This window comes from Rhizobium sp. J15, assembly GCF_002531825.1.
GTDB lineage: Bacteria > Pseudomonadota > Alphaproteobacteria > Rhizobiales > Rhizobiaceae > Rhizobium.
In genome coordinates, this window is sequence record NZ_NWSX01000005.1 from 61,468 (window position 1) to 86,693 (window position 25,226).

20 protein-coding genes and 1 riboswitch are annotated in these 25,226 nt (G+C 63.0%); of the genes, 14 read left to right on the plus strand and 6 right to left on the minus strand.

Going from position 1 to position 25,226, the window contains the following annotated elements:
- Positions 1-112: 112 nt before the first annotated feature.
- Positions 113-1,063, plus strand: coding sequence for a helix-turn-helix domain-containing protein (locus tag CO670_RS05915; RefSeq protein ID WP_245425753.1), 951 nt, complete (start codon positions 113-115; stop codon positions 1,061-1,063).
- A gap of 20 nt (positions 1,064-1,083) precedes the next feature.
- On the opposite strand, the gene CO670_RS05920 is transcribed toward CO670_RS05915, so the two are convergent.
- Both CO670_RS05920 and CO670_RS05925 read right to left on the minus strand, forming a co-directional pair.
- Complete coding sequence (locus tag CO670_RS05920; RefSeq protein ID WP_097589405.1) at positions 1,084-1,668, minus strand: cysteine hydrolase; 585 nt, start codon at positions 1,666-1,668, stop codon at positions 1,084-1,086.
- A gap of 76 nt (positions 1,669-1,744) precedes the next feature.
- Positions 1,745-4,105, minus strand: coding sequence for an EAL domain-containing protein (locus CO670_RS05925; protein ID WP_097589406.1), 2,361 nt, complete (start codon positions 4,103-4,105; stop codon positions 1,745-1,747).
- A gap of 151 nt (positions 4,106-4,256) precedes the next feature.
- Between CO670_RS05925 and CO670_RS05930 the strand changes: the two genes are divergently transcribed.
- Positions 4,257-5,060 carry a transporter substrate-binding domain-containing protein gene (locus tag CO670_RS05930; RefSeq protein WP_097589407.1) on the plus strand — a complete coding sequence of 268 codons (804 nt, stop codon included), beginning with the start codon at positions 4,257-4,259 and terminating at the stop codon, positions 5,058-5,060.
- Between the two features lie 73 nt (positions 5,061-5,133).
- On the opposite strand, the gene fdhA is transcribed toward CO670_RS05930, so the two are convergent.
- Complete coding sequence (fdhA, locus tag CO670_RS05935; protein ID WP_097589408.1) at positions 5,134-6,324, minus strand: formaldehyde dehydrogenase, glutathione-independent; 1,191 nt, start codon at positions 6,322-6,324, stop codon at positions 5,134-5,136.
- 210 nt (positions 6,325-6,534) lie between these two features.
- Positions 6,535-6,721: riboswitch (cobalamin riboswitch) on the minus strand.
- 265 nt (positions 6,722-6,986) lie between these two features.
- Here fdhA and CO670_RS05940 point away from each other — a divergent pair.
- Positions 6,987-7,421 carry a hypothetical protein gene (locus CO670_RS05940; RefSeq protein WP_097589409.1) on the plus strand — a complete coding sequence of 145 codons (435 nt, stop codon included), beginning with the start codon at positions 6,987-6,989 and terminating at the stop codon, positions 7,419-7,421.
- A gap of 92 nt (positions 7,422-7,513) precedes the next feature.
- On the opposite strand, the gene CO670_RS05945 is transcribed toward CO670_RS05940, so the two are convergent.
- Entirely contained in the window at positions 7,514-8,419 is a 906-nt protein-coding gene (locus CO670_RS05945; protein WP_097589410.1) for a DMT family transporter, read from the minus strand.
- Positions 8,420-8,530: 111 nt separating this feature from the next.
- Here CO670_RS05945 and CO670_RS05950 point away from each other — a divergent pair, with 111 nt between their 5' ends.
- A complete protein-coding gene (locus CO670_RS05950; RefSeq protein WP_097589411.1) occupies positions 8,531-9,403 on the plus strand; it encodes a LysR substrate-binding domain-containing protein in 873 nt (290 codons plus the stop codon).
- Here CO670_RS05950 and CO670_RS05955 read toward each other — a convergent pair.
- The gene (locus tag CO670_RS05955; RefSeq protein WP_097589502.1) at positions 9,381-10,370 is read right to left on the minus strand and encodes a GlxA family transcriptional regulator; all 990 of its coding nucleotides are present in this window, start codon (positions 10,368-10,370) and stop codon (positions 9,381-9,383) included. The two genes, CO670_RS05950 and CO670_RS05955, sit on opposite strands and share 23 nt — an antisense overlap.
- A 106-nt stretch (positions 10,371-10,476) precedes the next feature.
- Here CO670_RS05955 and CO670_RS05960 point away from each other — a divergent pair, with 106 nt between their 5' ends.
- The 10 genes from CO670_RS05960 to CO670_RS06005 all read left to right on the plus strand — a co-directional run bounded on the left by CO670_RS05960 (position 10,477) and on the right by CO670_RS06005 (position 24,171).
- The gene (locus CO670_RS05960; protein WP_097589412.1) at positions 10,477-11,379 is read left to right on the plus strand and encodes a 3-keto-5-aminohexanoate cleavage protein; all 903 of its coding nucleotides are present in this window, start codon (positions 10,477-10,479) and stop codon (positions 11,377-11,379) included.
- Between the two features lie 7 nt (positions 11,380-11,386).
- A complete protein-coding gene (locus CO670_RS05965; RefSeq protein ID WP_097589413.1) occupies positions 11,387-12,877 on the plus strand; it encodes a carnitine 3-dehydrogenase in 1,491 nt (496 codons plus the stop codon).
- An 11-nt stretch (positions 12,878-12,888) separates the two neighbouring features.
- Positions 12,889-14,049 (plus strand): acyl-CoA dehydrogenase family protein, encoded by a 1,161-nt coding sequence (locus tag CO670_RS05970; protein ID WP_097589414.1) that lies wholly within the window; start codon positions 12,889-12,891, stop codon positions 14,047-14,049.
- 4 nt (positions 14,050-14,053) lie between these two features.
- Entirely contained in the window at positions 14,054-16,108 is a 2,055-nt protein-coding gene (locus tag CO670_RS05975; RefSeq protein WP_097589415.1) for an acetate--CoA ligase family protein, read from the plus strand.
- A gap of 7 nt (positions 16,109-16,115) precedes the next feature.
- Entirely contained in the window at positions 16,116-16,898 is a 783-nt protein-coding gene (locus tag CO670_RS05980) for a carnitinyl-CoA dehydratase (RefSeq protein WP_097589416.1), read from the plus strand.
- A gap of 118 nt (positions 16,899-17,016) precedes the next feature.
- Entirely contained in the window at positions 17,017-18,606 is a 1,590-nt protein-coding gene (locus CO670_RS05985) for an ABC transporter substrate-binding protein (RefSeq protein WP_097589417.1), read from the plus strand.
- Between the two features lie 94 nt (positions 18,607-18,700).
- On the plus strand, positions 18,701-19,708 hold the full coding sequence (locus tag CO670_RS05990; protein WP_097589418.1) for an ABC transporter permease: 1,008 nt from the start codon (positions 18,701-18,703) through the stop codon (positions 19,706-19,708).
- Positions 19,705-20,532 (plus strand): ABC transporter permease, encoded by an 828-nt coding sequence (locus CO670_RS05995; RefSeq protein WP_097589419.1) that lies wholly within the window; start codon positions 19,705-19,707, stop codon positions 20,530-20,532. Before CO670_RS05990 ends, CO670_RS05995 begins: the two co-directional genes overlap by 4 nt.
- Entirely contained in the window at positions 20,525-22,156 is a 1,632-nt protein-coding gene (locus CO670_RS06000) for an ABC transporter ATP-binding protein (RefSeq protein ID WP_097589420.1), read from the plus strand. Before CO670_RS05995 ends, CO670_RS06000 begins: the two co-directional genes overlap by 8 nt.
- An 11-nt stretch (positions 22,157-22,167) precedes the next feature.
- On the plus strand, positions 22,168-24,171 hold the full coding sequence (locus CO670_RS06005) for a CocE/NonD family hydrolase (protein ID WP_097589503.1): 2,004 nt from the start codon (positions 22,168-22,170) through the stop codon (positions 24,169-24,171).
- 3 nt (positions 24,172-24,174) lie between these two features.
- Here CO670_RS06005 and CO670_RS06010 read toward each other — a convergent pair whose 3' ends face one another.
- Positions 24,175-25,083, minus strand: a complete 909-nt coding sequence (locus CO670_RS06010; RefSeq protein ID WP_097589421.1) for an alpha/beta hydrolase — start codon at positions 25,081-25,083, stop codon at positions 24,175-24,177.
- Positions 25,084-25,226: the final 143 nt, after the last annotated feature.

Here is a 25,226-nt window from a genome sequence, read left to right on the forward strand (position 1 = left end):
CGTTTAGGACAAATTCGATGGCCCGGAGGACCTTCGTTTGCAGCGCGACTACTCTCAATCGGGGCCAAGCAAGCCGCCGCCCGATGTAACCTCACCGCTCAGGGTGGGGATCGTGGCGACGCCGAATTTCACGCTGATGCCGCTTGCCTGCTTCACGGACTTTCTTCGGCTGGCAGGTGACGAAGGCGATTTCAGCCGGCGGATCTATTGTGACTGGGAGCTGTTGTCACACAATCTCCATCCGGTGCGGTCGAGTTGCGGCCTGGAACTGACGCCGGGCCGGACATATGGGGACCCGCGTGACTACGACTTCATCGTCGTGCACGGCGGCATACTCCACGCCGATCATAAGGTTCCGCCGGAACTATACGACTTCGTCATGGCGGCGGCGCGTCAAGGCGTGCCGGTGGCCGGCAACTGCTCAGGAAGCTTCGTGCTGGCAGAGGCGGGCCTGCTCGCCGGAAAGAGATGCGCGGTCCATTTCACCCTGGCCGGGCTGTTGCGGCAGACCTTTCCCGACATCACGCCCATCACCGACCGGCCTGTCGTGGTCGATGGAAACATCATCACCTGTCCGGGCGGACTGGCCTCGATAAAGCTCGCAATGTATCTGGTCTCCAACGCCTGTGGGGAGTCCCGTGCGCACAAGGCGTTTCACTACCTTCTCGGCGATCACGGCTTCGATAGGGAAGAAGCCGTCGAGGAACCGGATCTCGGCATGAAGTGCGCGGACCGTCGCGTCGCCAATGCGATCGGACTGATGCGGCAGAAGATGTATGAGCTTTGTTCGGTCGCGGAGATCGCGGCGAGCGTCGGTACATCGGAACGAGAGCTTTCCCGGCTTTTCCGGAAGCATCTGCAGGCCGCTCCCGGCGAATATTGGCGCCAGATGCGCCTCAAGGCGGCGAAGTGGATGGTGCTCAACAGTGACCGCTCCATCGCCCAGATCGCCTATGAGTGTGGTTTCACCGATTGCGCCCATCTGGTGAACTGGTTCAAGCGCGCCTATCACGTCACGCCGGCAAAATTGCGTAGATCGCATCGTGAACTGGGAGTGCGCTGACTGGCCGTTTTAGGCCGGCCTCAGCCGAGGCCGCGTAGAAATTCTTCCGTTTCCACGAGTTCGAGCTGCACGGAAAACCGATCGTGCAGAAGTTCCAGCGATGCATCATAGGTGTCGTCGGCGCTGCTGCAGACCGCATCCTTCAGCACGATGACGCGATAGCCGAGGTCGATCGCGCCAAGCGTCGTGGCGAGCACGCAGACATCTGTTTCACCGCCGGTGATGACAAGGGTATCGACCCGCTCCGCCTGAAGGACCGCATGAAGACGGCCGTCGATCCACGGAGAATAGGTGCGCTTGTCGAAGTGTCTTGCCGGCGGAACGAGCAAGGCCAGCGAAGACGCCAGATCGACGAGGCCGCGCGGCAGATGCTCGCCGGTCATCATCCACCATTTCCGGTAATAATCCCGCCATTTCCCCGGCATCGCGTCCGCGTGCTCGGGCGGCACGAAGCGGGTGAAGATCGTCCGGGAGGGGTGCCGGCCGGCAAGCTCTTCGATCTGGGGAGAGATCCGCGCCATCCAGGGAACGTGCCACGGAGTGTCTTCGGAAAACATCCGCTGCATGTCGACGCAGAGGTGGCGCCACTCCCCGATCTCGCCCATGTCATCCTCCATTGACCTTCGGCGCTAACCGTCGTCCGGAGTGAAAGTTCCCGATCGGAAGGAAGTCAAAAGCCCCTCACGCAATGGCTTCCGGAGCGATGGCAGGTGATCCCGCGCTGGCGGGCCGGAAACAATCCAGTTCGTGAAGGGGAACCGGCTTGGAGAAGAAATAGCCCTGCAGGTCGGTGCAGCCGAGGGCGGTGAGGAAATCGCGCTGATATTCGGTTTCGACCCCTTCGGCCGTCGTCGAGATGGCGAGGTTGCGGCTGAGCGCAACGATGGCGCCGATGATGGCAGCTCCATTGGCTTTCGTGCCGAGCATCGAGACGAAGGAACGATCGATCTTGATCCGGTCGATATCGAAGCGCATCAGATGGCTGAGGCAGGAATAGCCGGTCCCGAAATCGTCGAGCGAGATCTGGACGCCCCGGCTGCGCAGCGACTTCAGCACGGTGTAAATTTCCGAATTGTCCTCGATGAGCGAGGACTCGGTGAGCTCGAGTTCGAGCCGCGAGGGCGACAGCCCGATCTCCTCGAGCACGGCGAATACTTCCTCGGCGAAATTCGGCCGCCTCAGCTGAGAAGGAGAGACGTTGACCGCAACGAACGTATCTTCGGGCCAGCTGCGGGCGGCTTTGCAGGCTTCGCGCAGCACCCAGAAGCCAAGCGCGTCGATAAGGCCGCCCTCTTCCGCCGCAGGAATGAAGCTGGCAGGCGTCAACAGTCCGCGCTGGCTGTGACGCCAGCGCACGAGGGCTTCAGCCCCGGACGCCTTGAATCCCGTCTCGGCGCGGTGGACCGCCTGATAGTAGACTTCGAGCGATCCGAAGTCCGGCCTGTTCAGATCGGGCAGGGACCGGCTGGCGGAGGAGGCCGTGCCGATGGCCAGGACCTCCCGCAATTCGTTCTTGAGAATGTCGCGCGCATTTCTGCCGCCGTCCATCGACGACGAGTAGATGCGCCATTGACCTCTCCCGCCCATCTTGGCCTCGTAGAGCGCGACGTCGGCATAACGCATGATATCGTCGGCATTGCGTCCTGCGTCCGGCACGATGGTGACGCCGATCGAGCCGCCGACACGTGCGACAGCTTCGCCATTCAGCAGCGGGAAAGGTTTGCCGAGTTCGGCCACGATCGCCTGGCAGATTGCCGGCAGAATTTTTTCATGGTCCCGGATGTTGCGCAGAAGCACGGCGAATTCGTCTCCGCCAAGCCGGGCAAGCGTATCGCCGGGACGAAGCACGGAGCGGATCCGGTCCGCCGCCACCCTGATGAGTTCATCGCCGGCGGCATGGCCGAAGGTATCGTTGACGGCTTTGAACCGGTCGAGATCGAGAAGCGCAACCGCCGAGCGCTCGGAGGAAGTGCGCATTTGCGCCAGGCACTCCTCGAACCGCATCGCGAACAAGGCGCGATTGGGAAGGCCGGTCAGTACATCATGCAGCGCAAGCTGCCTCGCATGGAGCTCGCTTTTCTTCAGCTCGCCGAGACTGTTTCGCAGGCGAACGAGCAGGACTGAGAGCAGAACTGCGATCACCAGGGCGGCAATCGAAAGCGCCGGCATCAATCGGCCGATCACTCTGGAACCGGGAAGGTCGGGCCGCCACACGATGAAGCCGATCGGTTCGCCGTTTGCCGTCGCGTCGATCTGAAACGCCACTTCGTCTTCGTCGGGATCGGCCGTGCGCGCGAAGCGGGCGCCGTTGAGGCCCTGCTGCCGGCTCAATTCGTCCAGTGCCGCCCCGTCGAGGAACCGCACGACGATCAGGAATTGCCGCGCCGGCTGCCGCTGCCCCTGAGGAGCGTCGTTGATGCCGACGATACCGACGATGGTCGGACGGCCCTCCAGCCGCATCAGATTGGCGAGGGCATGGTTGAGATTGATCATGCTCGCCCGCCGGCTTTCCAGCGAGGATGGTGTCCGTTCGCTGAAAACAACGCCTTGGCCCGCCGTCAGGCGGGCGTCTTTCAGGAGAGGCAGGAAGAGAGGTCTCATCCAGCGGTAGCGTTTTTCTGTCGCGGCGTCGGTCAGCATGACCAGCTGAGCCTTCTCATCGACGACGAAGGCCTGGTCGTAGCCAAAGGCGGACATCGCCGTTTGGCTGATCGCGCTGCCGGCCGCTGCCGACAGAACCGCATCGAGGCTGGAGGAAACGCCCGCTGCCTGGGAGGCGGGATAGACGCGGGCGAGGTAGCCGTTGCCGAACTGGCCGATGACGTGGGCGACCTGATCGACCTGCTCGCGCAGGCGCGCATTCACGAGCTGGCGCTGGCGATCAAGTGCCGCAGCATCGCTCTCCTTGCCCGCCCAGAGCGCCGAGAGAACGACGAGCCCGATCGCTCCCAGCCCGCTGATGGCGATCAGAAAGAGAATTCTTCCCGAGGCGATCCAGGATTGCTGAAACGTATTGGAGCTGGAGGGAAGGACGATGTGCAAGCGCAGACCCCAAAACACCGCTAGACCAGGGCGCAATCACCAAAACAAAATTAACGCTGTCGCCGACGCTAACAAAGAAGCGTTCACGTAGAATTAAAGGCTAATGCTCACTATTGGGAAAGATCGACTATGTCCCCAGGGAGCCCGGACAATGATGCGCAGATCCATCCAGACCGTATTGCGCGCAACACTGATGGCGAGCGTCGGCGCCGTCTTGGCCGCGACCTTGCCGCTTGAGGCCGCCGCGCAGGATTCCATGCCGATGCGCATTGCCGTCGAAGGCGCGTTTCCGCCCTTCAATTACCTCGACGCCAACAATAAGCTTCAGGGCTTCGACATCGATATCGCCAATGCGCTGTGCGAAACCGGCAAATTCGAATGCAAGTTCATCATCGAGAAGTGGGACGACATGATCCCCGATCTCGTCGGCAAGAAATACGATGCGATCATCTCATCCATGTCGATGAGCCTCGAGCGCCGCCAGAAGGTTGCTTTTACCGAAAAATACTACACCAGCCCGTCCGTGTTCATCGTCCGCAAGGATTCTGCGATCAGCGATGTCAGCCCGGCCGCCCTGCACGACAAAAATCTCGGCGTGACCTCGTCGACGGCGCAGGAATCCTACGCCAATCATCTTTATCCCGGCATGAAGAAGACGGTTTTCCGGTCTTCGCCGGAACTGTACAAGGGGCTGGCGGATGGCAGCGTCGATATCATCCTGGAGGACAAGCTCGCCATCTACGACTGGATCGCCAACACCAAGGCGGGAAGCTGCTGCGAGTTCAAGGGCCCGGATCTGGCCGACGTCACCTATTTCGGCGAGGGCGCCGGAATTGCGGTGCGTCTGGATGACGGCGACCGCCTTGCGCGCCTGAACGCAGCCTTGAAGGCGATCAAGGAAGACGGGACCTATGACATGATCAACGCGAAGTATTTCCCGTTCAGCATCCAATAGCCGCCAACCGAATTTTCATGCGATTGCAGCGAGATGGCCGGTTCGTCCGGCCATCTCCGTTTCGGTCCGATCGTTATGCGGCCTTGGCGACGTCGCCATGCGGATCGAGGACGAATTTCGTCGCCGCTCCATGGTCGAAGCTCTCATAGCCCTGGACGGCATCGTCGAGCGGGATGACCTTGGCATTGACGATATCGGCGATCGGCAGCCGGTCATGGAGGATCGCCTGCATGAGCTGGCGATTGTATTTGAGCACCGGCGTCTGGCCGGTGTGGAAGGACTGGGCCTTTGCCCAGCCGAGGCCGAAGCGAAGCGAGAGATTGCCGTGCTTGGCGGCATTGTCGACGGCGCCGGGATCCTCGGTCACATAGAGGCCGGGAATGCCGATCGAACCGGCGGCGCGGGTGATCTCCATCATCTGGTTGAGCACGATCGCCGGCTGTTCGCCGCCCGAATGGCCCCTCGCCTCGAAGCCGACGGCGTCGATGGCGCTGTCCACCTCGTTGCTGCCGACGACTTCAGCGATCATGTCGCCGAGGCGATCGCTCTTGGAGAGATCGATGGGTTCGAAACCGACCTTGGCCGCATGGGCGAGACGATCCTTGTTGAAGTCGCCGATCATGACGACCGCAGCGCCGAGGATGCGGGCCGAAGCTGCCGCTGCAAGACCGACAGGGCCGGCGCCGGCGACATAGACGGTCGAGCCGACTCCGACGCCGGCGCGCACCGCGCCATGGAAACCGGTCGGCAGGATGTCGGACAGCATGGTGAGATCGCGGATCTTCGCCATCGCCTTGTCCCGATCCGGGATTTTCAGCAGGTTGAAGTCTGCATAGGGAATGGTGACGTAAAGTGCCTGTCCGCCGATCCAGCCGCCCATGTCGACATAACCGTAGGCGCCGCCGGCGCGGGACGGGTTCACCGTCAGGCAGACGCCGGTATCCTGGGATTTGCAGCAGCGGCAACGGCCGCAGGCGACATTGAAGGGCACCGAGACGATATCGCCGATGTCGAGCATCTCGACGTCGACGCCCTTCTCGATGACCTCGCCGGTGATTTCGTGGCCGAGGATCAGGCCCGGCATCGCCGTCGTGCGGCCGCGGACCATGTGCTGGTCGGAACCGCAGATATTGGTCGATATCACCTTCAGGATAACGCCGTGTTCGATGCGGCGGCCGTCCGGCGCTTCCAGCTTCGGATCGTCGATGTCGCGAACCTCGACCTTGCCCGGCCTGAGATAGACGACGCCTCTATTCTTGCTCATGGATTCCTCCCATGTGTTTGATGCCTCGAGCTGCAGCCGATAGCCGGCGGCAACCTTTCTTCCGGGCCGCCTCCTTTGCGGCTCGGTATTCACGCGCTGGATATCGCCGCATCGGGCGATATTCGAATTTCACGATTGACCGATCGGATGGAGGGAGAGAGTGAACAGGAGGCCGTGCCTGTCGTCCGCTCGTCATCGCCGCCGCGATCGTCGATCTGCTGCGCAGAGAGCTGGTTTCGGGCTCCAGAACCTCCTTTCGATCCGTCTCGACATCTTTCCGAATATCTCATCCGGCGATCTGCTTGAGGACTCAGTTGTTCTAACCGCTGCGGGCAGCGCCGGCATCGGACCGGCCTCCCAATGGCTCATGTCGCCAGCTTGCGAAGCGGCGCCTTGAACACCACAAGGAAACCACTTCCGGCGGAAAACAGCGCCCGAAAAAACGACATGGGTGCAATTCAAAGACGACAGTCGGCAAGTCGCAGCAGCGTGCCGCTCAAGAGAACGAGTAGGCCTCTGGAATAGGGCGGTTTTCCGGATGATCTCAGAAGATTTGATCGAAGCGGACACCGTTTTCAATCGTGATTGGACATCGGCTGCGACCTGAGCCACGCTGTTTTTGGGAGCGGACCATCTATTTTTCTTGAAGATAGGAGGCCGGAATGGAACAGTACGCACTGGAGCAGCTGAAAACAGTTGCTAAGGTCAGCACGACCTTTAAGCGCCTTGAACTGACACGGCGCGAACGCATCGAACGGTGGGCCGAAAGTCTCGAACGCAGCCCCAGGCCGTTTCTCAAGACGCTTCACGAAACGGAATATCAGCCGATCGCGGATCGGATGGCCCTACGGGATGACGACACGCCGATCTCCGTCGCATTCGCTGATCCCATTCTGCGGGCGGCAGGAATGGAAAATGACAGCTATGGAGAAGCCAAACGGTTCTTCGAACTCAGCGACGAACAGTTGCACGAGCTTGTCTGCTTCTGTCACTTCGGCGAAAGCGTCAGCGCTGCGGCAGTCGCTCGCCGGGTGCGAAAGATCGTGGATCCCAAACCAAGCGGGTTTTTCGCTCAGCTTCGTGCGTTCTTTGCCTGACCGAGGCTGAGGGTCCCATGATGCTGTAAGGCTGGCGCTCGCCGTGAAACGGCGGCCGCTCAGCTTAACGCGGTTGCGCCAGTGGGCAAATACTAGCCGTCGGAAGATCGCCGGCCTCGGTTGAAGTCGACCGCCGTATGCCAGAACACGGCCGCGAGGATGATGGCTCCGCCGAAATAGGTAGCGATGGGCGGCGCTTCGGAAAACAGCAGCCAGACCCAGAAGGGCGTCAGCACGATTTCCATCGTGCCGATCAGCGCGGCTTCCGCCGGCGGCATCCGCTTCGCGCCGGCGAGGAAGAGCACCAGTGCGAGCGAGAAGTTGGTGGCGCCGAAGGCGGCAAGCACGATCCAGTTGTGCAGGTCGAGCGAACCGACCGAACCGAACGGCGCGAAGATGACCAAGGTCAGAAAGGCGCTGACGACGGTCGGTGGCAGGCTCGGCACGCCGGGGCTGATACGCGGAATGATGATGACGAGCGCGAAGGACGCGGTCATGCCGAGGGCCAGCAGATCGCCCCAGCCGGTGCCGCCGCCGATCGACGAGGCGACGATGACGCCGACGCCGAAGAGGGACACGGCGCCGGCAATCATCGTCCGCCTGGCGACCCTCTCTCCGAGGATGAGCCAGCCGAACAGAGCCGCTATGAAGGGCGTCGTCGCATAGATCATCGTCACATTGGCGACGGTGGTCATGTAGAGCGCCCCGATGAAGCATCCCTGACTGAAAGTCTGGCATGCGATCATCGCAAGACCGGACGGATGGAAGACGGAACGCCATTGCCGCCGCGAGATGCCCCCTTCGAGGAAAAGGCAGGGGATCAGCAGGAACAGGCCTCCGAACAGCGACCGCCAGGCGATCGCCGTCCATACGTCGGTGGTGAGGAGCCGCGAGTAAACGCCACTCGCGCTCCAGGCTAGTGTCGCAGCAACGATGAGAAGCACACCCTTCTCGTGCTCGCTGCCTGCGAGGTGTCTGGCCGGATTTTCAATGGTCACGCAGATAGTCTCAAAGAAGGAAGTCGAACGCCGCTCATTTCTGCGCCAGCAATTGACATTAGACAAACGAATAGTAGTGATGGCTATCATCGATTTTTTCTATGGCTTTCCATGCAAGAACCGATCGAAAGCGACCTTCTCAGAACCTTCCTTGTTGTCGCCGAGACATCGAACTTTTCGGCGGCCGCCCAGCGTATCGGGCGGACGCAATCTGCCGTCAGCACCCAGATCAAGAGGCTCGAGGCGGCGATCGGCGAAAACCTTTTCGAGCGCGGCGCTCGCGGCGTGCTGCTTACGCGTCAGGGCATTCAGCTCGTACCCTATGCCCGCAGGGTCATCGATCTCCTGAACGAGGCGGCCGCGATGATCCGCAGCAAGCCGCTTGACGGGCCGGTGCGCATCGGAATTCCCGAGGAATACAGCCAGACGGTGCTGCCGGCCGCCCTTGCGGCTTTCGCGGTTCGCCATCCGGCGGTCGAAGTCACCGTGTCCTGCGACTACACCGTCCGCAACCTCGCCGCCCTGGAGCGGGACGAGCTCGATCTGGCCGTCGTTTTCGACTGGAGCGATCAGAACAAGGGCGAGGTCCTCTGCGTCGATCCCACCGTCTGGGTCACGTCGATGGTGCATCGGCTGCACGACATCGATCCCCTGCCGGTTGCGACCTATCGCAACTCCACCTGGTCACGCGACTTTGCGCTCCGGTCGCTGGAGCAGATCGGCCGCAGCTACCGGATCGCCTTCATCGCCGATACCGGTTCGGGGCTGAAAAATGCCGTGACCGCGGGTCTTGCCGTCACCACGCTTTCCCGCAGCAGCATTCCGCCCGGCTGCCGGGAACTGACGGCCGAGGATGGCTTTCCGCCGGTCGATTCCTCCAAGGTCGTTCTGCGCCGCAATAGTTTCCGCTCCAGCGAGGCGGTGCGGGAACTCGCCGAGATGCTGCGGGACGCATTCCAGCCTATGTCGGCGCCGATGGTATGACGCGGCGGCGCAAGCGGCGCCGTGTCTCCGACGGGCTCTCTGAAAAACTCGCCCGGTAGCTTCTCGCAAAGGCCGAGGCCGAATTGAAGCCGGTCGCCGCCGCGATGTCGGCGAAGGAGGCCGTCGTCTCGATCACCTTGCGGCGCGCCGTGTTCAGACGCAGCGCGAGATAATGCACATGCGGCGGCGCGCCGATGCTTTGCTGGAAGAGATCCTGCAGATGCCGGGCGCTGACACCGACTCTGCGGGCGAGCCTCGCGAGGATCAGGGGCTGCTCGATATGCTCCTCCATCAGATGCACCGCCTGCGTCACGCGCGGATCATGCGCGCGCAGCCCCGCCGAAGCGGCCGAAAGCGTTTCGTCGGCGTGGAAGGAAGGCTGCTCATAACGGAACAGCCGGCTGACTTCGAGCGCCAGCGAATAACCCTGCCGATGCCGGATCACCTCCAGCATCAGGTCCACGGTCGGGAGCGAACCCGATGTCGTCAGCCGCTTGCCGTCGATCACGAAACGGTCCTTGACGGCCCTCACATCGGGATAGGCGAGCGCGAAATCCTCGTAATCCTCCCAATGGACGGTCGCCCGCAGCCCGTCGAGCAGGCTTGCTTCGGCGAGCAGCCACGTGCCGGACTCGATGCCGGCAACGATCCTGCGGTAGCGGGCGGCCTGGGAAAGCTGCATCTTGAGTGCCGGCGTCGCGCTGCGGTGCCAGTTGTAACTCGCCAGCACGAAGAGCGGCTTGTCCTCGGTTGTCGCCTGGAAGATGCCCTCGGCCGGGATGGCGATGTGACTGGTGGTCGGCACCGGCGCGCCGTCCGGCGTCAGCAGCCGCCAGCGATAGAGCTCGCTGCCGGCGATGCGGTTGGCGCCGCGCAGCGGCTCGATGACCGATGCGATCAGGATCAGGTTCGTATCCGGCAGGACGAGAAGGTCGATATCGAGCCGTTCCGTCGATCGCTGCAGCAAGGCCACCTCCCAAGGTTTCCGATAATGTATCGATAGCTTCCGAAAATGCAAAGCATTGCTGCCCGTCCTGTCGCGTAATGCCCGACAAGACGGGGAGAACAAAAACATGCCTCTAGCGATGAACCGCGATGTCTTCATCACCTGCGCCGTCACCGGCGCCGGCGATACGGTCTCCAAATCCAGCCACGTTCCCATCACTCCCAAGCAGATCGCGGATTCCGCGATCGACGCCGCCAAGGCTGGGGCGGCCGTTGTTCACTGCCATGTCCGCGATCCGGAAACGGGGGCCGCCAGCCGCCGCAACGATCTCTACAGGGAGGTCACCGACCGTATCCGCTCGGCTGACATCGATGTCGTCCTCAATCTGACGGCCGGCATGGGCGGGGATCTGATCTTCGGGGACGTCGAAAGCCCCCTCCCCCTCAATGCGAAAGGCACTGATATGGCGGGCGCCAGCGAGCGCGTGAGCCATGTCGCCGAATGCCTGCCCGAGATCTGCACGCTCGACTGCGGCACGATGAACTTCAATCTCGGCGACTATGTCATGACCAACACGCCGGCCATGCTGCGGGCGATGGCGAAGAAGATGACCGATCTCGGCGTGCGGCCGGAGATCGAGGCCTTCGACACCGGCCATCTCTGGTTCGCCAAGCAGCTTGCCGAAGAGGGACTGATCGAAGATCCGGTGCTGATCCAGCTCTGCATGGGCATTCCATGGGGCGCACCCGACGATCTCAACACCTTCATGGCGATGGTCAACAACGTGCCTGACAGCTGGACCTTCTCGGCCTTTTCGATCGGCCGCAACGCCATGGCCTATCCGGCAGCCGCGATTCTGGCCGGCGGCAACGTGCGCGTCGGCCTTGAGGACAACCTCTTCGTCGGCAAGGGCCAGCTCGCCACCAATGCGCAGCTCGTCGAAAAGGCGGTGCAGGTGGTGGAAGGCATGGGGGCGCGCATCATCGGACCGGAAGATGTGCGCAAGAAGCTGAAGCTGACGAAACGCTGAGGATATCATGACCAAGATCAGCAAGGCGGCCTGTATCGGCGGCGGCGTCATCGGCGGCGGATGGATCGCCCGTTTCCTGCTCGCCGGCATCGACGTCGATGTGTTCGATCCGCATCCGGAAGCAGGCCGCATCGTCGGCGAGGTGATCGCCAATGCCGAAAGAGCCTATGCCATGCTGACCGGCGCACCGCTGCCGCCGCCCGGCAGGCTCCGCTTCTGCCCGACGCTGGCGGAAGCCGTCACGGACGCGGACTGGATCCAGGAAAGCGTGCCGGAAAGGCTCGATCTCAAGCGCGGCGTCCTGACCGAGATCGATGCGGCTGCGCGCCCGGACGCGCTGATCGGCTCTTCCACCTCGGGCCTGCTGCCGACCGATCTGCAGCGCGACATGAAGCATCCCGAACGGCTCTTCGTCGCCCATCCCTATAACCCGGTCTATCTGCTGCCGCTCGTCGAGATCGTCGGCGGTGAGAAGACCTCGGCGGCGACCATCCGGGCGGCGATGGAAAGACTGGCGCCGATCGGCATGAAGGGCGTTCAAATCGCCAAGGAGATCGAGGCCTTCGTCGGCGACCGGCTGCTCGAAGCGCTCTGGCGCGAGGCTCTCTGGCTCATCCACGACGACATATGCACCGTCGAGACGCTCGACGACGTCATCCGCTATTCCTTCGGCCTGCGCTGGGCGCAGATGGGCCTGTTCCAGACCTACCGTATCGCCGGCGGCGAGGCCGGGATGCGCCACTTCCTCGCCCAGTTCGGTCCCTGCCTGGCCTGGCCCTGGACCAAGCTCACCGACGTCGTCGACCTCGACGATGCGCTGATCGAAAAGATCGGCCGGCAGTCCGACGAGCAGGCGTCCGGCCTTTCGATCCGCCAGCTTGAGCGCATCCGCGACGAAAATCTCGTCGGCATCCTCCAGGCGCTGAAGGGCGGCGACGGCGGCAAGGGCTGGGGCGCCGGCAAGCTGCTCAAGGATTTCGAGCAATCGCTCTGGGCGAACGGCGGCGGCGAGACCATGCCCGCCGATCCGTCGCAGCCGCTGCGGCTTGTCGAAACCAAGGTGAGCCCGGCCTGGGTCGACTATAACGGCCATATGACCGAGCACCGCTATCTGCAGGTCTTCGGCGATACGTCCGACGCGCTGCTGCGCCTCGTCGGCGTCGACCTTGCCTATGTCGAGGCGGGGCACAGCTATTACACGGTGGAAAGCCATATAAGACATCTCGGCGAGGCGAAGCTCGGGCAGGCGATCCATTCGGCCTGCCAGATCCTGAGCGCCGACGAGAAGCGGCTGCATGTCTTCCACACCCTGCACGACACGGCGACGGCCGAGGTCATCGCAACCGCCGAGCACATGCTGCTGCATGTCGACAGCAAGGCGGGCAAGGTGGTCCCGGCGCCGGCCGCGGTACTGGGCAGGGTGAAGGCGATTGCCGCGGCCCATGCGGAACTGGCGCTGCCCGAGGGCGCCGGCCGTCACGTCGGCCAGAGGCGGTGAGGAGGATCGGCATGGATTTTGGTCTCAGCGAAGAACAGGAAATGATCGTCGAGACGGTTCGCGCCTTTGTCGAAACCGAAATCTATCCGCATGAGAACGAGGTCGAGCGGACCGGCATCGTTCCGCCGGAACTCGGGCGCGAGATCCAGCGCAAATGTATCGATCTCGGCTTCTACGCTTGCAATTTCCCGGAGGAAGTCGGCGGCGCCGGCCTCGATCACGTCACCTTCACGCTGGTCGAGCGGGAGCTCGGGCGCGGCTCGCTGGGCCTGACGGTCTTCTTCGGCCGGCCCTCCGGCATTCTGATGGCGTGCGAGGGCGAGCAGCGCGAGCGCTATCTCCTGCCGGCGGTGCGCGGCGAGAAGATCGATGCGCTTGCCATTACCGAGCCGGATGCCGGTTCCGACATGCGCGGCATGAAGTGTGCTGCCCGCCGCGACGGCGGCGACTTCGTGCTGAACGGCACGAAGCATTTCATCTCACATGCCGATGTCGCCGATTTCGTCATCGTCTTTGCCGCAACGGGCGAGGAGGAAACGCCGAAGGGCATCAAGAAGAAGATCACTGCCTTCCTCGTTGATCGCGGCACGCCGGGATTCGAGATCCTGAAAGGCTATGATTCCGTTTCGCATCGCGGCTACCATAACTGCACCCTGAGCTTCACCGATTGCCGTATCCCCGACGCCCAGGTGCTGGGTGAAGTGCATCGCGGCTTCGATATCGCCAATCAATGGCTCTACGGCACCCGGCTGACGGTCGCCGCCACCTGCGTCGGCCGGGCGCGGCGCGTCTTCGAGATGGCCCTGCCCTATGCCGCCGAGCGCAGGCAGTTCGGCAGGCCGATCGGCGCCAATCAGGGCGTGTCGTTCAAACTTGCCGATATGATCACCGAGATCGATGCCGCCGAGTGGCTGACGCTTGCAGCCGCCTGGCGGCTCGATGCCGGTCTCTCGGCCGACCGGCAGATTGCGTCCGCCAAGCTCTATGCCTCCGAAATGCTGGCCCGGGTGACGGATGAGGCGATCCAGATCTACGGCGGTATGGGCCTGATGGACGACCTGCCGCTTGCCCGCTTCTGGCGCGATGCGCGCGTCGAGCGCATCTGGGACGGCACCTCGGAAATCCAGCGGCATATCATCAGCCGCGACCTGCTTCGGCCTTTGGGAGCATGAGCCGATGACATCCAGCCCGCTCGACCGCCTGCTCAGACCGCGAACGATCGCCGTCTTCGGCGGCCGTGAGGCGCGCCGGGTGATCGATCAATGCGACCGGATGGGCTTTTCGGGCGAGATCTGGCCAGTCCATCCCAAACTCGATGAAGTGCTCGGGCGGCCCTGCTACCGCTCGCTCACCGATCTGCCCGCCGCACCGGACGCTGCCTTCGTTGGCGTCAACCGAACACTTACCGTCGACATCGTGCGCGGCCTTTCGCGCGCCGGCGCCGGCGGGGCGGTCTGTTATGCATCGGGATTCAGCGAGGCGACGGCGGAACTGGCCGATGGCGCCGCACTGCAGCAGGCTCTGGTAGAAGCGGCCGGTGGCATGCCGATCCTCGGGCCGAACTGCTACGGGCTGATCAACGGCCTCGATGGCGCTCTGTTATGGCCCGACCAGCACGGCATGCAGCGGATCGAACGGGGTGTCGCGATCCTCACGCAATCCTCCAATATCGCCATCAACCTGACCATGCAGACCCGCGGCCTGCCGATCGCCTATATGGTCACGGCAGGCAATCAGGCGCAGATATCGCTTGCCGATGTCGCCTGCGCGCTCATGGAGGATCCGCGTGTGACGGCGGTCGGCCTCCACGTCGAAGGGTTTGGCGATCTTGCAGCGCTCGAACGTCTTGCCGCCATTGCTCGGCGTTTACGGAAGCCCGTTGTCGTGCTGAAGGTCGGCAGGTCCGAGCAGGCAAGACATGCGGCCGTCTCGCACACCGCTTCGCTCGCCGGCAGCGATGCGGTGGCGGATGCCGTGCTCGCCCGCCTCGGCCTCGGCCGTGTCCAGAGCCTGCCGGCGCTGCTCGAAACGCTGAAGCTCCTGCATGTCGCCGGCCCGCTCGCCAGCCATTCGATCTCGTCCATGAGCTGCTCCGGCGGCGAGGCGTCGCTGATGGCTGATGCCGCGATCGGCCGCAATGTGGAGTTTCCGGCACTGCAGCCGCAGCAATTGCCGCGTCTGCGAGAGGTGCTGGGCGAGATGGTGGCGTTGTCCAATCCGCTCGACTACCACACCTTCGTCTGGGGCGATGCCGCGCGCCAGACGGAAGCCTTCAGCGCCATGTTCGAGGGCGGCTGCGCGCTCAATCTGGTGGTGCTGGACTTCCCTCGCGGCGACCGATGCGATGCATCCGAGTGGACGACGACGGTGGACGCGGTGATCGCCGCGGCTACCGCGACCGGCGCATTGGCCGGCGTTCTTGCGACCCTTCCCGAGAATATGCCGGAGCCTGTTGCCGGTCACCTTTTGGCAAACGGCATCGTCGCCTTCTCCGGCATCGATGAAGCCATCACCGCCGCAGAAGTCGCCGCCGCCATCGGCCGGGCCTGGGATCGCCCGCCGCCCGCGCCGCTGCTCGATGTGCCGCGCATGGATGGCGAGATCGAAACGCTGACCGAAGCCGATGCAAAGATGGAGCTTTCTGCCTGCGGCCTTCCCGTTCCCCGAGGGCTGCAGGCCTTTTCTTCCCGCGAAGCCGCCGAGCAGGCCGAACGGCTCGGCTTCCCCGTCGTTCTGAAGGGCCTCGGCATTGCGCACAAGACCGAGGCCGGGGCTGTGGTGCTCAATCTCAGGAATGCAGAGGCCGTATCGGCTGCGGCGGCGGCCATGGCCTGCGATGCCGGTTATCTCGTCGAGAAGATGGTCGATCCGCCGGTCGCGGAACTCATCATCGGCGCCACCCGCGATCCCGTCTTCGGATTGTCGCTCACACTGGGAGCGGGCGGTATCTTCGTCGAACTGCTCGAGGATTCGGTTATCCTGCCGCTGCCGGCGACGAAGGCCGAGATTCACGCGGCGATGTCGCGTCTCAAGATTGCGAAATTGATCAATGGTTATCGCGGGCGGCCGAGGGGCGATCTCGAAGCTGCCGTCGACGCTGTCGCAGCTACGGCAGAATATGTCGTAGAGAATGCGGTGCGCCTGGAGGAACTGGACCTTAATCCCTTGATGGTTCTTCCCGAAGGGCGCGGTGTGGCCGCGGTTGATGCTCTCATACGGCGAAGGAGGTAGCATAGGTTTGAGCGATCCTATTCGCACACGACGTGACGGCGGCGTGCTGGAAGTCGTCATCGACCGGCCGAAGGCGAACGCCATCGACCTTGCGACCAGCCGTGCCATGGGATTGATCTTCCGGGATTTTCGCGACGATCCCGAGCTGCGCGTCGCCATCGTGACGGGTGGGGGCGAAAAGTTCTTCTGTGCCGGATGGGACCTGAAGGCGGCTGCATCAGGCGATGCGGTCGACGGCGATTACGGCGTGGGCGGCTTTGGCGGATTGCAGGAACTGCGCGACCTCAACAAGCCGGTCATATGTGCCGTCAACGGCATCTGTTGCGGCGGCGGGCTGGAGATCGCGCTTTCGGCCGACCTGATCCTCGCTGCCGAACATGCGACTTTCGCCCTGCCGGAAATCCGCTCGGGCACGGTCGCCGATGCGGCTTCGATCAAGCTGCCGAAGCGCATTCCCTATCACATCGCCATGGACATGCTTTTGACCGGACGCTGGCTCGACGTGCACGAGGCGCATCGCTGGGGCTTCGTCAATGAGGTGTTGCCGGCTGAGCGGCTGATGGAGAGAGCCTGGGAGCTTGCCCGCCTGCTCGAAAGCGGGCCGCCGCTCGTCTATGCGGCCATCAAGGAAATCGTGCGCGAAGCGGAGGGTTCGACGTTCCAGACTGCCATGAACAAGATCACCAAGCGGCAGTTTGCGACGGTCGACAGGCTCTATTCGAGCGAAGACCAATTGGAAGGCGCCCGCGCCTTCGCCGAAAAGCGAAACCCCATTTGGAAAGGAAAGTAACGAGGCGGCGGCAACCGCAGCATTTTCCCGCATGATGCGGGCACCGGAGGCGGAGAGGAAACCGTCTGCGATCCTGCCCGGAAGTTCTGTCAACGCACCACAAAGAAGGAACTGGGGAATGAACGACTATACGAAATATCTGGCAAGCCGCGTCACCGCGGGCGGGCTCAGCCGCCGCGAATTCATGGGACGCGCCATGGCGGCCGGCATCACGCTTGCCGTCGCCGACAAGCTCTTTACCGAAAGTGCCGAAGCCGCCGAACCGAAGCGCGGCGGCCACTTGAAGCTCGGCCTTGAAGGCGGTGCTGCCACCGATTCCAAGGACCCGGCGAAATTCCTGTCGCAATTCATGTTCTGCGTCGGCCGCTGCTGGGGCGACATGCTGGTCGAATCCGATCCGCTGACGGGTGCCGCCGTGCCGGCGCTCGCCGAATCCTGGGAGCCCTCGAAGGACGCGGTGACCTGGACCTTCAAGATCCGCAAGGGCGTCAAGTTCCATGACGGCAAGGAACTGACGATCGACGACGTCGTGGCGACGCTGAAGCGCCATACGGATGCGAAGTCCGGATCCGGCGCGCTCGGCGTTCTCGGCTCGATCAAGGAGATCAAGGCCGACGGCGGCAACCTCGTGCTGACGCTCAGCGAAGGCAATGCCGACATGCCGCTGCTGCTGTCGGACTACCATCTGGTCATCCAGCCGAATGGCGGCGTCGACGATCCGCTGGCCTCGATCGGCACCGGCCCTTACAAGCTGACGAGCTTCGAACCGGGCGTTCGCGCCACTTTCGAGAAAAACAAGGAAGACTGGCGCACGGACCGCGGCTATGTCGATTCGATCGAGATCATCGGCATGAACGATGCGACCGCCCGTATCGCGGCGCTGTCGTCCGGCCAGGTGCACTATATCAACCGCGTCGACCCGAAGACGGTCAACCTCTTGAAACGCGCCCCCAATGTCGAGATCCTCTCGACCGCCGGCCGCGGCCACTACGTCTTCATCATGCACTGCGATACCGCGCCGTTCGACAATAACGACCTGCGCCTGGCGCTAAAATACGCCATGGACCGCGAGACCATGGTGCAGAAGATCCTCGGCGGCTACGGCAAGGTCGGCAACGACTTTCCGATCAACGCCACCTATGCGCTCTTCCCCGAGGGCATCGAGCAGCGCGTCTACGATCCCGACAAGGCGGCCTTCCACTACAAGAAGTCGGGCCATAGTGGCTCGGTTCTTCTGCGCACCTCGGAAGTCGCCTTCCCCGGCGGCGTCGATGCGGCCGTCCTCTATCAGGAAAGCTGCAAGAAGGCCGGGATCGAGATCGAGGTCAAGCGCGAGCCGGGCGACGGCTACTGGACCAATGTCTGGAACGTCCAGCCCTTCTCGACCTCCTATTGGGGCGGCCGGCCGACGCAGGACCAGATGTATTCCACCGCCTATCTCTCGACGGCGGATTGGAACGACACCCGCTTCAAGCGCCCCGACTTCGACAAGCTCCTGCTGGAGGCCCGCTCCGAGCTTGATGAAGCCAAGCGCAAGGATATGTATCGCTCCATGGCGATGATGGTGCGCGACGAGGGCGGGCTGATCTTGCCGATGTTCAACGACTTCGTGAACGCTTCCACCAAGCAGGTGAAGGGCTATGTTCACGACATCGGCAACGACATGTCGAACGGCTACGTCGCAACCCGCGTCTGGCTGGACGCCTAGCGGCAAAGGGCGCACGCCCTTCCGACCTCCAACGAAGCCGGGACCGTGGGCGAAACCCGCGGTCCTCCCGACGTTTCAGCGCTAGGCCTTCGCCATGACCAATCCTGCCCCAAGCAATATTCTGCCCGGCCTCCGGTTCCGGCAGCGTTTCCCGCTGCTTGCCCTCATCATCGAGCGCTTCGTGCTCAGTATCGTTTTGCTTTTCGCCGTTTCCATCCTGATCTTCGGCGGGCTGGAAGCCCTGCCCGGCGATTTCGCCACCACCTATCTCGGCCAATCGGCGACGCCGCAGGCCGTCGCCAATATTCGCCAGGATCTCGGGCTCGATCGCCCGGTGACGACACGCTACATCGAGTGGCTCGGCAACGCCGTCCAGGGGGATTTCGGCACATCCTGGGCCAGTAAGAATTCGGTCAGCGAGCAGATCGGCAAACGTCTCGGCAATTCGCTGTTCCTGGCGGGTTTCGCGGCGTTGATTTCAGTGCCGCTCGCCATCGGTCTCGGCATGGTCTCGGTGCACTTCCGCAACCGCATGCCTGACAAGATCATCAACGTGATTTCGCTGGCGGCAATCTCCTTGCCGGAATTCTTCATCGGCTACCTGCTGATCCTGTTTTTCGCGGTGAAGTTCGGCATGGCCACCTTTCCGGCGACAGTCTATGACAGCATGGGCTTCGTCGAGCGATTGAACGCGATCGCGCTGCCGACGGCGACCCTGGTGCTCGTCGTGCTCGCGCACATGATGCGCATGACGCGCGCCGCGATCCTTTCCGTCATGTCCTCGGCCTATATGGAGACGGCGGAGCTGAAGGGCCTCAGCGCCTTCCGTTCGATCGTCAAGCATGCCGCTCCGAATGCGCTCGCGCCGATCATCAACGTCGTCGCCCTGAACCTCGCCTATCTCGTTGTCGGCGTCGTGGTCGTCGAAGTCGTCTTCGTCTACCCCGGCATGGGGCAATATATGGTCGATGCGGTCACCGTGCGCGACATGCCCGTCGTGCAGGCCTGCGGCCTGATCTTTGCGGCCGTATACATCTTCCTCAACATGATGGCCGATATCCTCGCGATCGTCGCCAATCCCCGGCTGAGGCATCCCAGATGAGAGCAAGAGACATCCCCATCACCGCCTGGATCGGCATCACAGGCATCGCCATCGCCTTCATCTTCGCGATCTTCGCACCCTGGATCGCGCCTTACGGCGAGACCCAGGTCGTCGGCGACGTCTGGCAACTGCCTGACGATAAATATATCTTCGGCCTCGATAATCTCGGCCGCGACATCCTCTCGCGCCTGATTTTCGGCGCGCGCACGACGCTGCTCGTCGCCTCCGCCGCCACCATCATTTCCTTCTCGCTCGGTGTCATCCTCAGCTTCACGGCGGCCGTCTCGCGCGGCATCGTCGACACGGTCTTTTCGCGCTTCAACGATCTGATGATGTCGATCCCGACACTGATTTTCGCGCTCGTGGTGCTCGCGGTCCTGCCGCAGAATATGGTTGTCCTGATCCTCGTCATGGCGATCCTGGATTCCACCCGCGTCTATCGTCTCGGCCGCGCCGTGGCGCTCGATGTGGCGGTGATGGAATTCGTCGAGGCGGCGAAGCTGCGCGGCGAAGGCAAGCTCTGGATCATCTTCCGCGAGATCCTGCCGAACACGCTGTCGCCGCTGCTGGCCGAATTCGGCTTGCGCTTCGCCTTCTCCATCCTGTTCCTCTCCACCCTTTCCTTCCTCGGCCTCGGCATCCAGCCGCCGGCCGCCGATTGGGGCGGCATGGTCAAGGACAACAAGGACGGGATCATCTTCGGCATCTCCGCAGCCCTGGTGCCGGGTACGGCGATCGCGACCCTTGCCATCTGCGTCAACCTCGTCGTCGACTGGCTCCTGAAACGCACATCCAGCCTCAAGGGAGGGCGCGGCGATGCCTGAGCTTCTTTCCGTCCGCAATCTGAAGATCGAGGCGACCAGCTATCCGCCAGGCGAGCCGCCGAAACGCGTGACCATCGTCGATGGCGTCTCCTTCGACCTCCAGAAGGGCAAGGTCCTCGGGCTGATCGGAGAATCGGGCGCCGGCAAATCGACGATCGGCCTTTCGGCGCTGGCCTATGGCCGGGGCGGCGCCGAAATCACCGGCGGCGAAGTGCGGCTCGACGGCGCCGATATCCTGACGCTCGGCAAGAACGGCATCCGGAAAATCCGTGGCGCCCGCGTCTGCTACGTCGCGCAGTCGGCCGCAGCCGCCTTCAATCCGGCACACCGGCTCGGCGATCAGGTGATCGAGGCATCGGTCAAGCATGGATTGATGAGCAAGGACGAGGCGCGCAAACGGGCGCTCTATTTGTTCCGCGTCCTCGGCCTGCCCAATCCGGAAACCTTCGGTGAACGCTTCGCCCATCAGGTTTCCGGCGGCCAGCTGCAGCGTGCGATGACGGCGATGGCGCTCTGCTCCAACCCCGAACTCATCGTCTTCGACGAACCGACCACGGCGCTCGACGTCACCACGCAGATCGACGTGCTGGCGGCGATCAAACATGCGATTGAGGAGACGCACACCGCCGCGCTCTACATCACCCACGATCTCGCCGTCGTCGCCCAGATCTCGGACGACATCATGGTCCTGCGCCATGGCAGGCAGGTGGAGTATGGCAGCGTCCAGCAAATCATCGAGGCACCGCGCGAGGATTACACCCGGGCGCTGGTCAATGTCAGGCAGGCCTATCGTGACGAAGCCGTCGACCAGTCGGCGGCCCTTCTCAAGGTGGAGAATGTCAGCGCCGAATATTCCAACGGCTTCAAGGTGCTGCACGATGTCTCGCTGCATGTGCCGAAGGGGCAGACGCTTGCAGTGGTCGGTGAATCCGGTTCCGGAAAATCGAGCCTGGCGCGCGCCATTACCGGCCTCTTGCCACCCCGCAGCGGACGCATCGTCTTCGACGGCAAGCCGCTGGTGCCCGATCTGAAGAACCGGCCGAACGACGATCTCAGGCGCATCCAGCTGATCTACCAGATGGCCGACACGGCGATGAACCCGCGGCAGACGGTGCGCGACATCATCGGCCGTCCGTTGACCTTCTATTATGGGCTGAGGGGTGCCGAGAAGACGGCCAGGGTGAAGGAGCTGCTCGACCAGATCGAGATGGGCAACGGCTTCATCGATCGCTACCCGGCGGAACTGTCCGGCGGCCAGAAGCAGCGCGTGGCGATCGCCAGAGCCCTTGCCGCCAAGCCCGAACTCATCCTCTGCGACGAGCCGACTTCGGCGCTCGATCCGCTGGTGGCGGAAGGAATCTTGAAATTGCTCCTGCGCCTGCAGGAGGAAGAGCAGCTTTCCTATATCTTCATCACCCATGACATCGCGATCGTCCGGGCGATTGCCGACAGCGTGGCGGTGATGCATCGCGGCAGGCTGGTGCGCTTCGGCCCGAAATCGAAGGCGCTGTCGCCGCCCTTCGACGATTACACGGATCTGCTTTTGAAATCCGTGCCGGAGATGGAAATCGGCTGGCTGGAACGGGTGCTTGCGACGCGACGCATGGAAAGCGCCGGTCACTGAAAGGAATGAACATGGCTTCGCGCGGCTTCATCACCATCGAGAACGAATGGATCACGCTGAAGGATGGGACAAGGCTTGCCGCCCGCATCTGGATGCCGGATGGAGCGGCGGAAGATCCCGTTCCCGCCGTCTTCGAATTTCTGCCCTATCGCAAGCGGGACGGAACCAGCCTCCGGGACGAGTCGACCTATCCGGTCTTCGCCGAAGCCGGCATTGCCGGCGTGCGTGTCGATATTCGCGGCTCCGGAGAATCGGACGGTGTCATCGACGGCGAATATACCGAGCGTGAGCTTGCCGACGCCTGCGAGCTGATTGCCTGGATCGCCGCGCAGCCCTGGTCGAACGGCGCGGTCGGGATGATGGGCATCTCCTGGGGTGGTTTCAACAGCCTGCAGGTCGCCGCATTGCGTCCGCCGGCGCTGAAGGCGGTCATCTCGATCGCCTCGACCGTCGACCGCTACAATGACGATATCCACTACAAGAACGGCTGCCATCTCTCCGCCCAGCTCTCATGGGCCGCGACCATGCTCGGCTACCAGTCGCGGCCGCCCGATCCGGCGCTTGCCGGCGAGGATTGGAAGGAGATGTGGCTGGAACGCCTGGCAGGCGAACCTTTCTTCATGGAGGAATGGCTGGCGCACCAGCGGCGCGACGAGTTCTGGCGTCACGGCTCGATCTCGGAGGATTTTTCCAGCGTCGAGATTCCCGCACTCGTCATTGCCGGCTGGGCCGACGGTTACCGCAACACGCCGCTGATGGCGGTCGAGGGCCTGGGGGAAAAGGCGAAGGCGCTGATCGGTCCCTGGGTGCACAAATATCCGCACTTCGCCTGGCCGAAACCGCGCGTCGATTTCCATGGCGAGGCGATCGCCTGGTGGAACAAATGGCTGCGGGGCGAGGACAATGGCATCGACAGACTGCCGCAGACCCGGGCCTATATTCTCGATGCCGTCCGCCCCGCCCCGCGGCGCGACAGCGATCCGGGTTTCTGGGTCGCCAGAAACGTCTGGTCGCCGCCGCGGATACAGTGCTTTTACGTCGAGCAGTTCGGCAAGCTGACGGAAGGCATGCCGATCCCGCATGCGCCGGAGCACTCCGTCTATGTCAGGTCTCCCCTCGATACCGGCACGGCTTCGGGTGAATATTTCACTTTGAAGCCCGACGCCGAAATGGCGATCGATCAGCGCGGCGACGACGCCGGCTCGCTGATCTTCGATACGATGCCGCTTGCCGGGGACCAAGACTATCTCGGCCGGCCCGTGCTGACACTTGCGCTGCGCTCCCGGACAACAGGCGGCAATCTCTGCGCCCGGCTGATCGACGTCCATCCCGACGGTACGGCAATGCGGGTCGCCTTCGGCGTCGTCAACCTCACCCACCGCGACGGCAATGCCGATCCCGAGCCGCTGGTGCCAGGCGAGACAGTGTCGATCCGTCTCGTGCTCGACACCTGCGGCTACCGTTTCCGCAAGGGCCACCGCATCCGCCTTTCGCTATCCACCGCCTATTGGCCGATGATCCTGCCGCCGCCTGAAGACGATGGGATGGAGATCGATATCGCCTCGCTCGGCCTGGGTCTGCCGATGCTCGGCGAACACGAAAGGATCGAAATCGCGGAGCCGGCCAATCCCGATCCGCTGCCAAAGTACATCGAGCACGCCGCTGCCACGACGAAACGGCAGGTCGTCCGCGACCTCTCTGTCAACCGGACGGAATATCGCATCCACGAGGATACCGGGCTCCACGAACACCCTGCAACCGGCCTTTCGACCCGGCAATTGCGCGAGGAGGTCTGGTCGATTTCACCGGATGATCCGCTGTCGATGACCGGCATGTCGACCTGGACCTGCGACATGCGCCGACCCGGCTGGTTCGTCCGCACCGTCGCCACCGCACGGATTGCCTGCACGGCGACCGACTGGATCATCGGCGCCGTCGTCACGGCTTTCGAGGATGACGTGCAGATTTTCGAAAAGGTCTTTTCGGAAAAGCGGATCCCGCGCGACCTGATGTGACCGTCAGGCCGCGAAACGCCTGACCGCCCCGCAGACGGCGCGAAAGCCATCACGTGCGCCATCGCTCATATGGCGGGCGCGCAGCCAGGCATGCACCATTTGCGGCTCCTCCCGGAACCCTACTTCGACGCCTGCTTCCGCGAGCCGGGCGGCATAATGCCGGCCGTCGTCGCGGAGCGGATCGAAATGCGCGACTGTGATGAAGGCTGGCGGGAGCCCGGTAAGCGATGAGGCATTGAGCGGCTCCGCGATCGGATTGCCTGCCGGCGCTTGCAGGATCTTGCGGTAATAGGCGACATCAGCCGTCGTCAGGCCGGGGGCTTCGGCCATTTCGACATAGGAGCCGGCATCGAGATCCCCACCGAGCACCGGATAGATCAGGACCTGGCCGACGATGCCCGACAGTTCCTCGTCGTGTGCCCGCAGGACAAGACCCGCCGCAAGATTGCCGCCGGCGCTGTCGCCGATCAGCACGACCTTGTTGTCGGCGGCAAGCAGATGTTTCAGCACGGCGAAACCGTCATCAGTCTGCGCCGGCCAGCGATATTCCGGGGCCAGCCGGTAGTCGACCGAAACGAGCTCCGCGCCGGCAGCATCGGCGATCTCGGCGCAGATGGCATGGTGGCTTTCCAGCGAACCGACGACGAAGCCGCCGCCATGAAGATAGAGAAGAATGGTGCGCGTGCTGATTTTCCGCGGACGGTAGCGCCGGATCGGGATGCGCTGGACCATGCCATCGGCAAAGATCATGTCGGGAGGCAGCGGGCGATCGAAGCGTGCGCAGAGGGCGTCGTACCAGTTTCGCTGCTGCTCGACGGAGGCTTCGACGGCATCAGTGGGATAAAAGCTATCGCAAATTTCGAGAAACTGCAGGATGCCTTTTTCGGTAGGGGCAGGCGATGGAGCGGACATGGAAGGTCCTTTCGATTTGGGACATGCAGATCCATGCCCTTGGCCGACTCTGCCCGCATCATGCGCCTTCGAGACGGAGGCAATCTGTCTGGCCGCGACTCGTGGATGTCGTGATGCTTCATTATTTTTAAGCCGCGCCGGAG

Coding starts and splice junctions, on each gene's coding strand:
- fdhA (WP_097589408.1), bottom strand. CDS start 6,324: ATGAGCAAGAATAGAGGCGTCGTCTATCTCAGGCCGGGCAAGGTCGAG.
- CO670_RS05960 (WP_097589412.1), top strand. CDS start 10,477: ATGCCTCTAGCGATGAACCGCGATGTCTTCATCACCTGCGCCGTCACC.
- CO670_RS05920 (WP_097589405.1), bottom strand. CDS start 1,668: ATGGGCGAGATCGGGGAGTGGCGCCACCTCTGCGTCGACATGCAGCGG.
- CO670_RS06005 (WP_097589503.1), top strand. CDS start 22,168: ATGGCTTCGCGCGGCTTCATCACCATCGAGAACGAATGGATCACGCTG.
- CO670_RS05990 (WP_097589418.1), top strand. CDS start 18,701: ATGACCAATCCTGCCCCAAGCAATATTCTGCCCGGCCTCCGGTTCCGG.
- CO670_RS05970 (WP_097589414.1), top strand. CDS start 12,889: ATGGATTTTGGTCTCAGCGAAGAACAGGAAATGATCGTCGAGACGGTT.
- CO670_RS05940 (WP_097589409.1), top strand. CDS start 6,987: ATGGAACAGTACGCACTGGAGCAGCTGAAAACAGTTGCTAAGGTCAGC.
- CO670_RS05995 (WP_097589419.1), top strand. CDS start 19,705: ATGAGAGCAAGAGACATCCCCATCACCGCCTGGATCGGCATCACAGGC.
- CO670_RS05985 (WP_097589417.1), top strand. CDS start 17,017: ATGAACGACTATACGAAATATCTGGCAAGCCGCGTCACCGCGGGCGGG.
- CO670_RS05930 (WP_097589407.1), top strand. CDS start 4,257: ATGATGCGCAGATCCATCCAGACCGTATTGCGCGCAACACTGATGGCG.
- CO670_RS05975 (WP_097589415.1), top strand. CDS start 14,054: ATGACATCCAGCCCGCTCGACCGCCTGCTCAGACCGCGAACGATCGCC.
- CO670_RS06010 (WP_097589421.1), bottom strand. CDS start 25,083: ATGTCCGCTCCATCGCCTGCCCCTACCGAAAAAGGCATCCTGCAGTTT.
- CO670_RS05965 (WP_097589413.1), top strand. CDS start 11,387: ATGACCAAGATCAGCAAGGCGGCCTGTATCGGCGGCGGCGTCATCGGC.
- CO670_RS06000 (WP_097589420.1), top strand. CDS start 20,525: ATGCCTGAGCTTCTTTCCGTCCGCAATCTGAAGATCGAGGCGACCAGC.
- CO670_RS05950 (WP_097589411.1), top strand. CDS start 8,531: ATGCAAGAACCGATCGAAAGCGACCTTCTCAGAACCTTCCTTGTTGTC.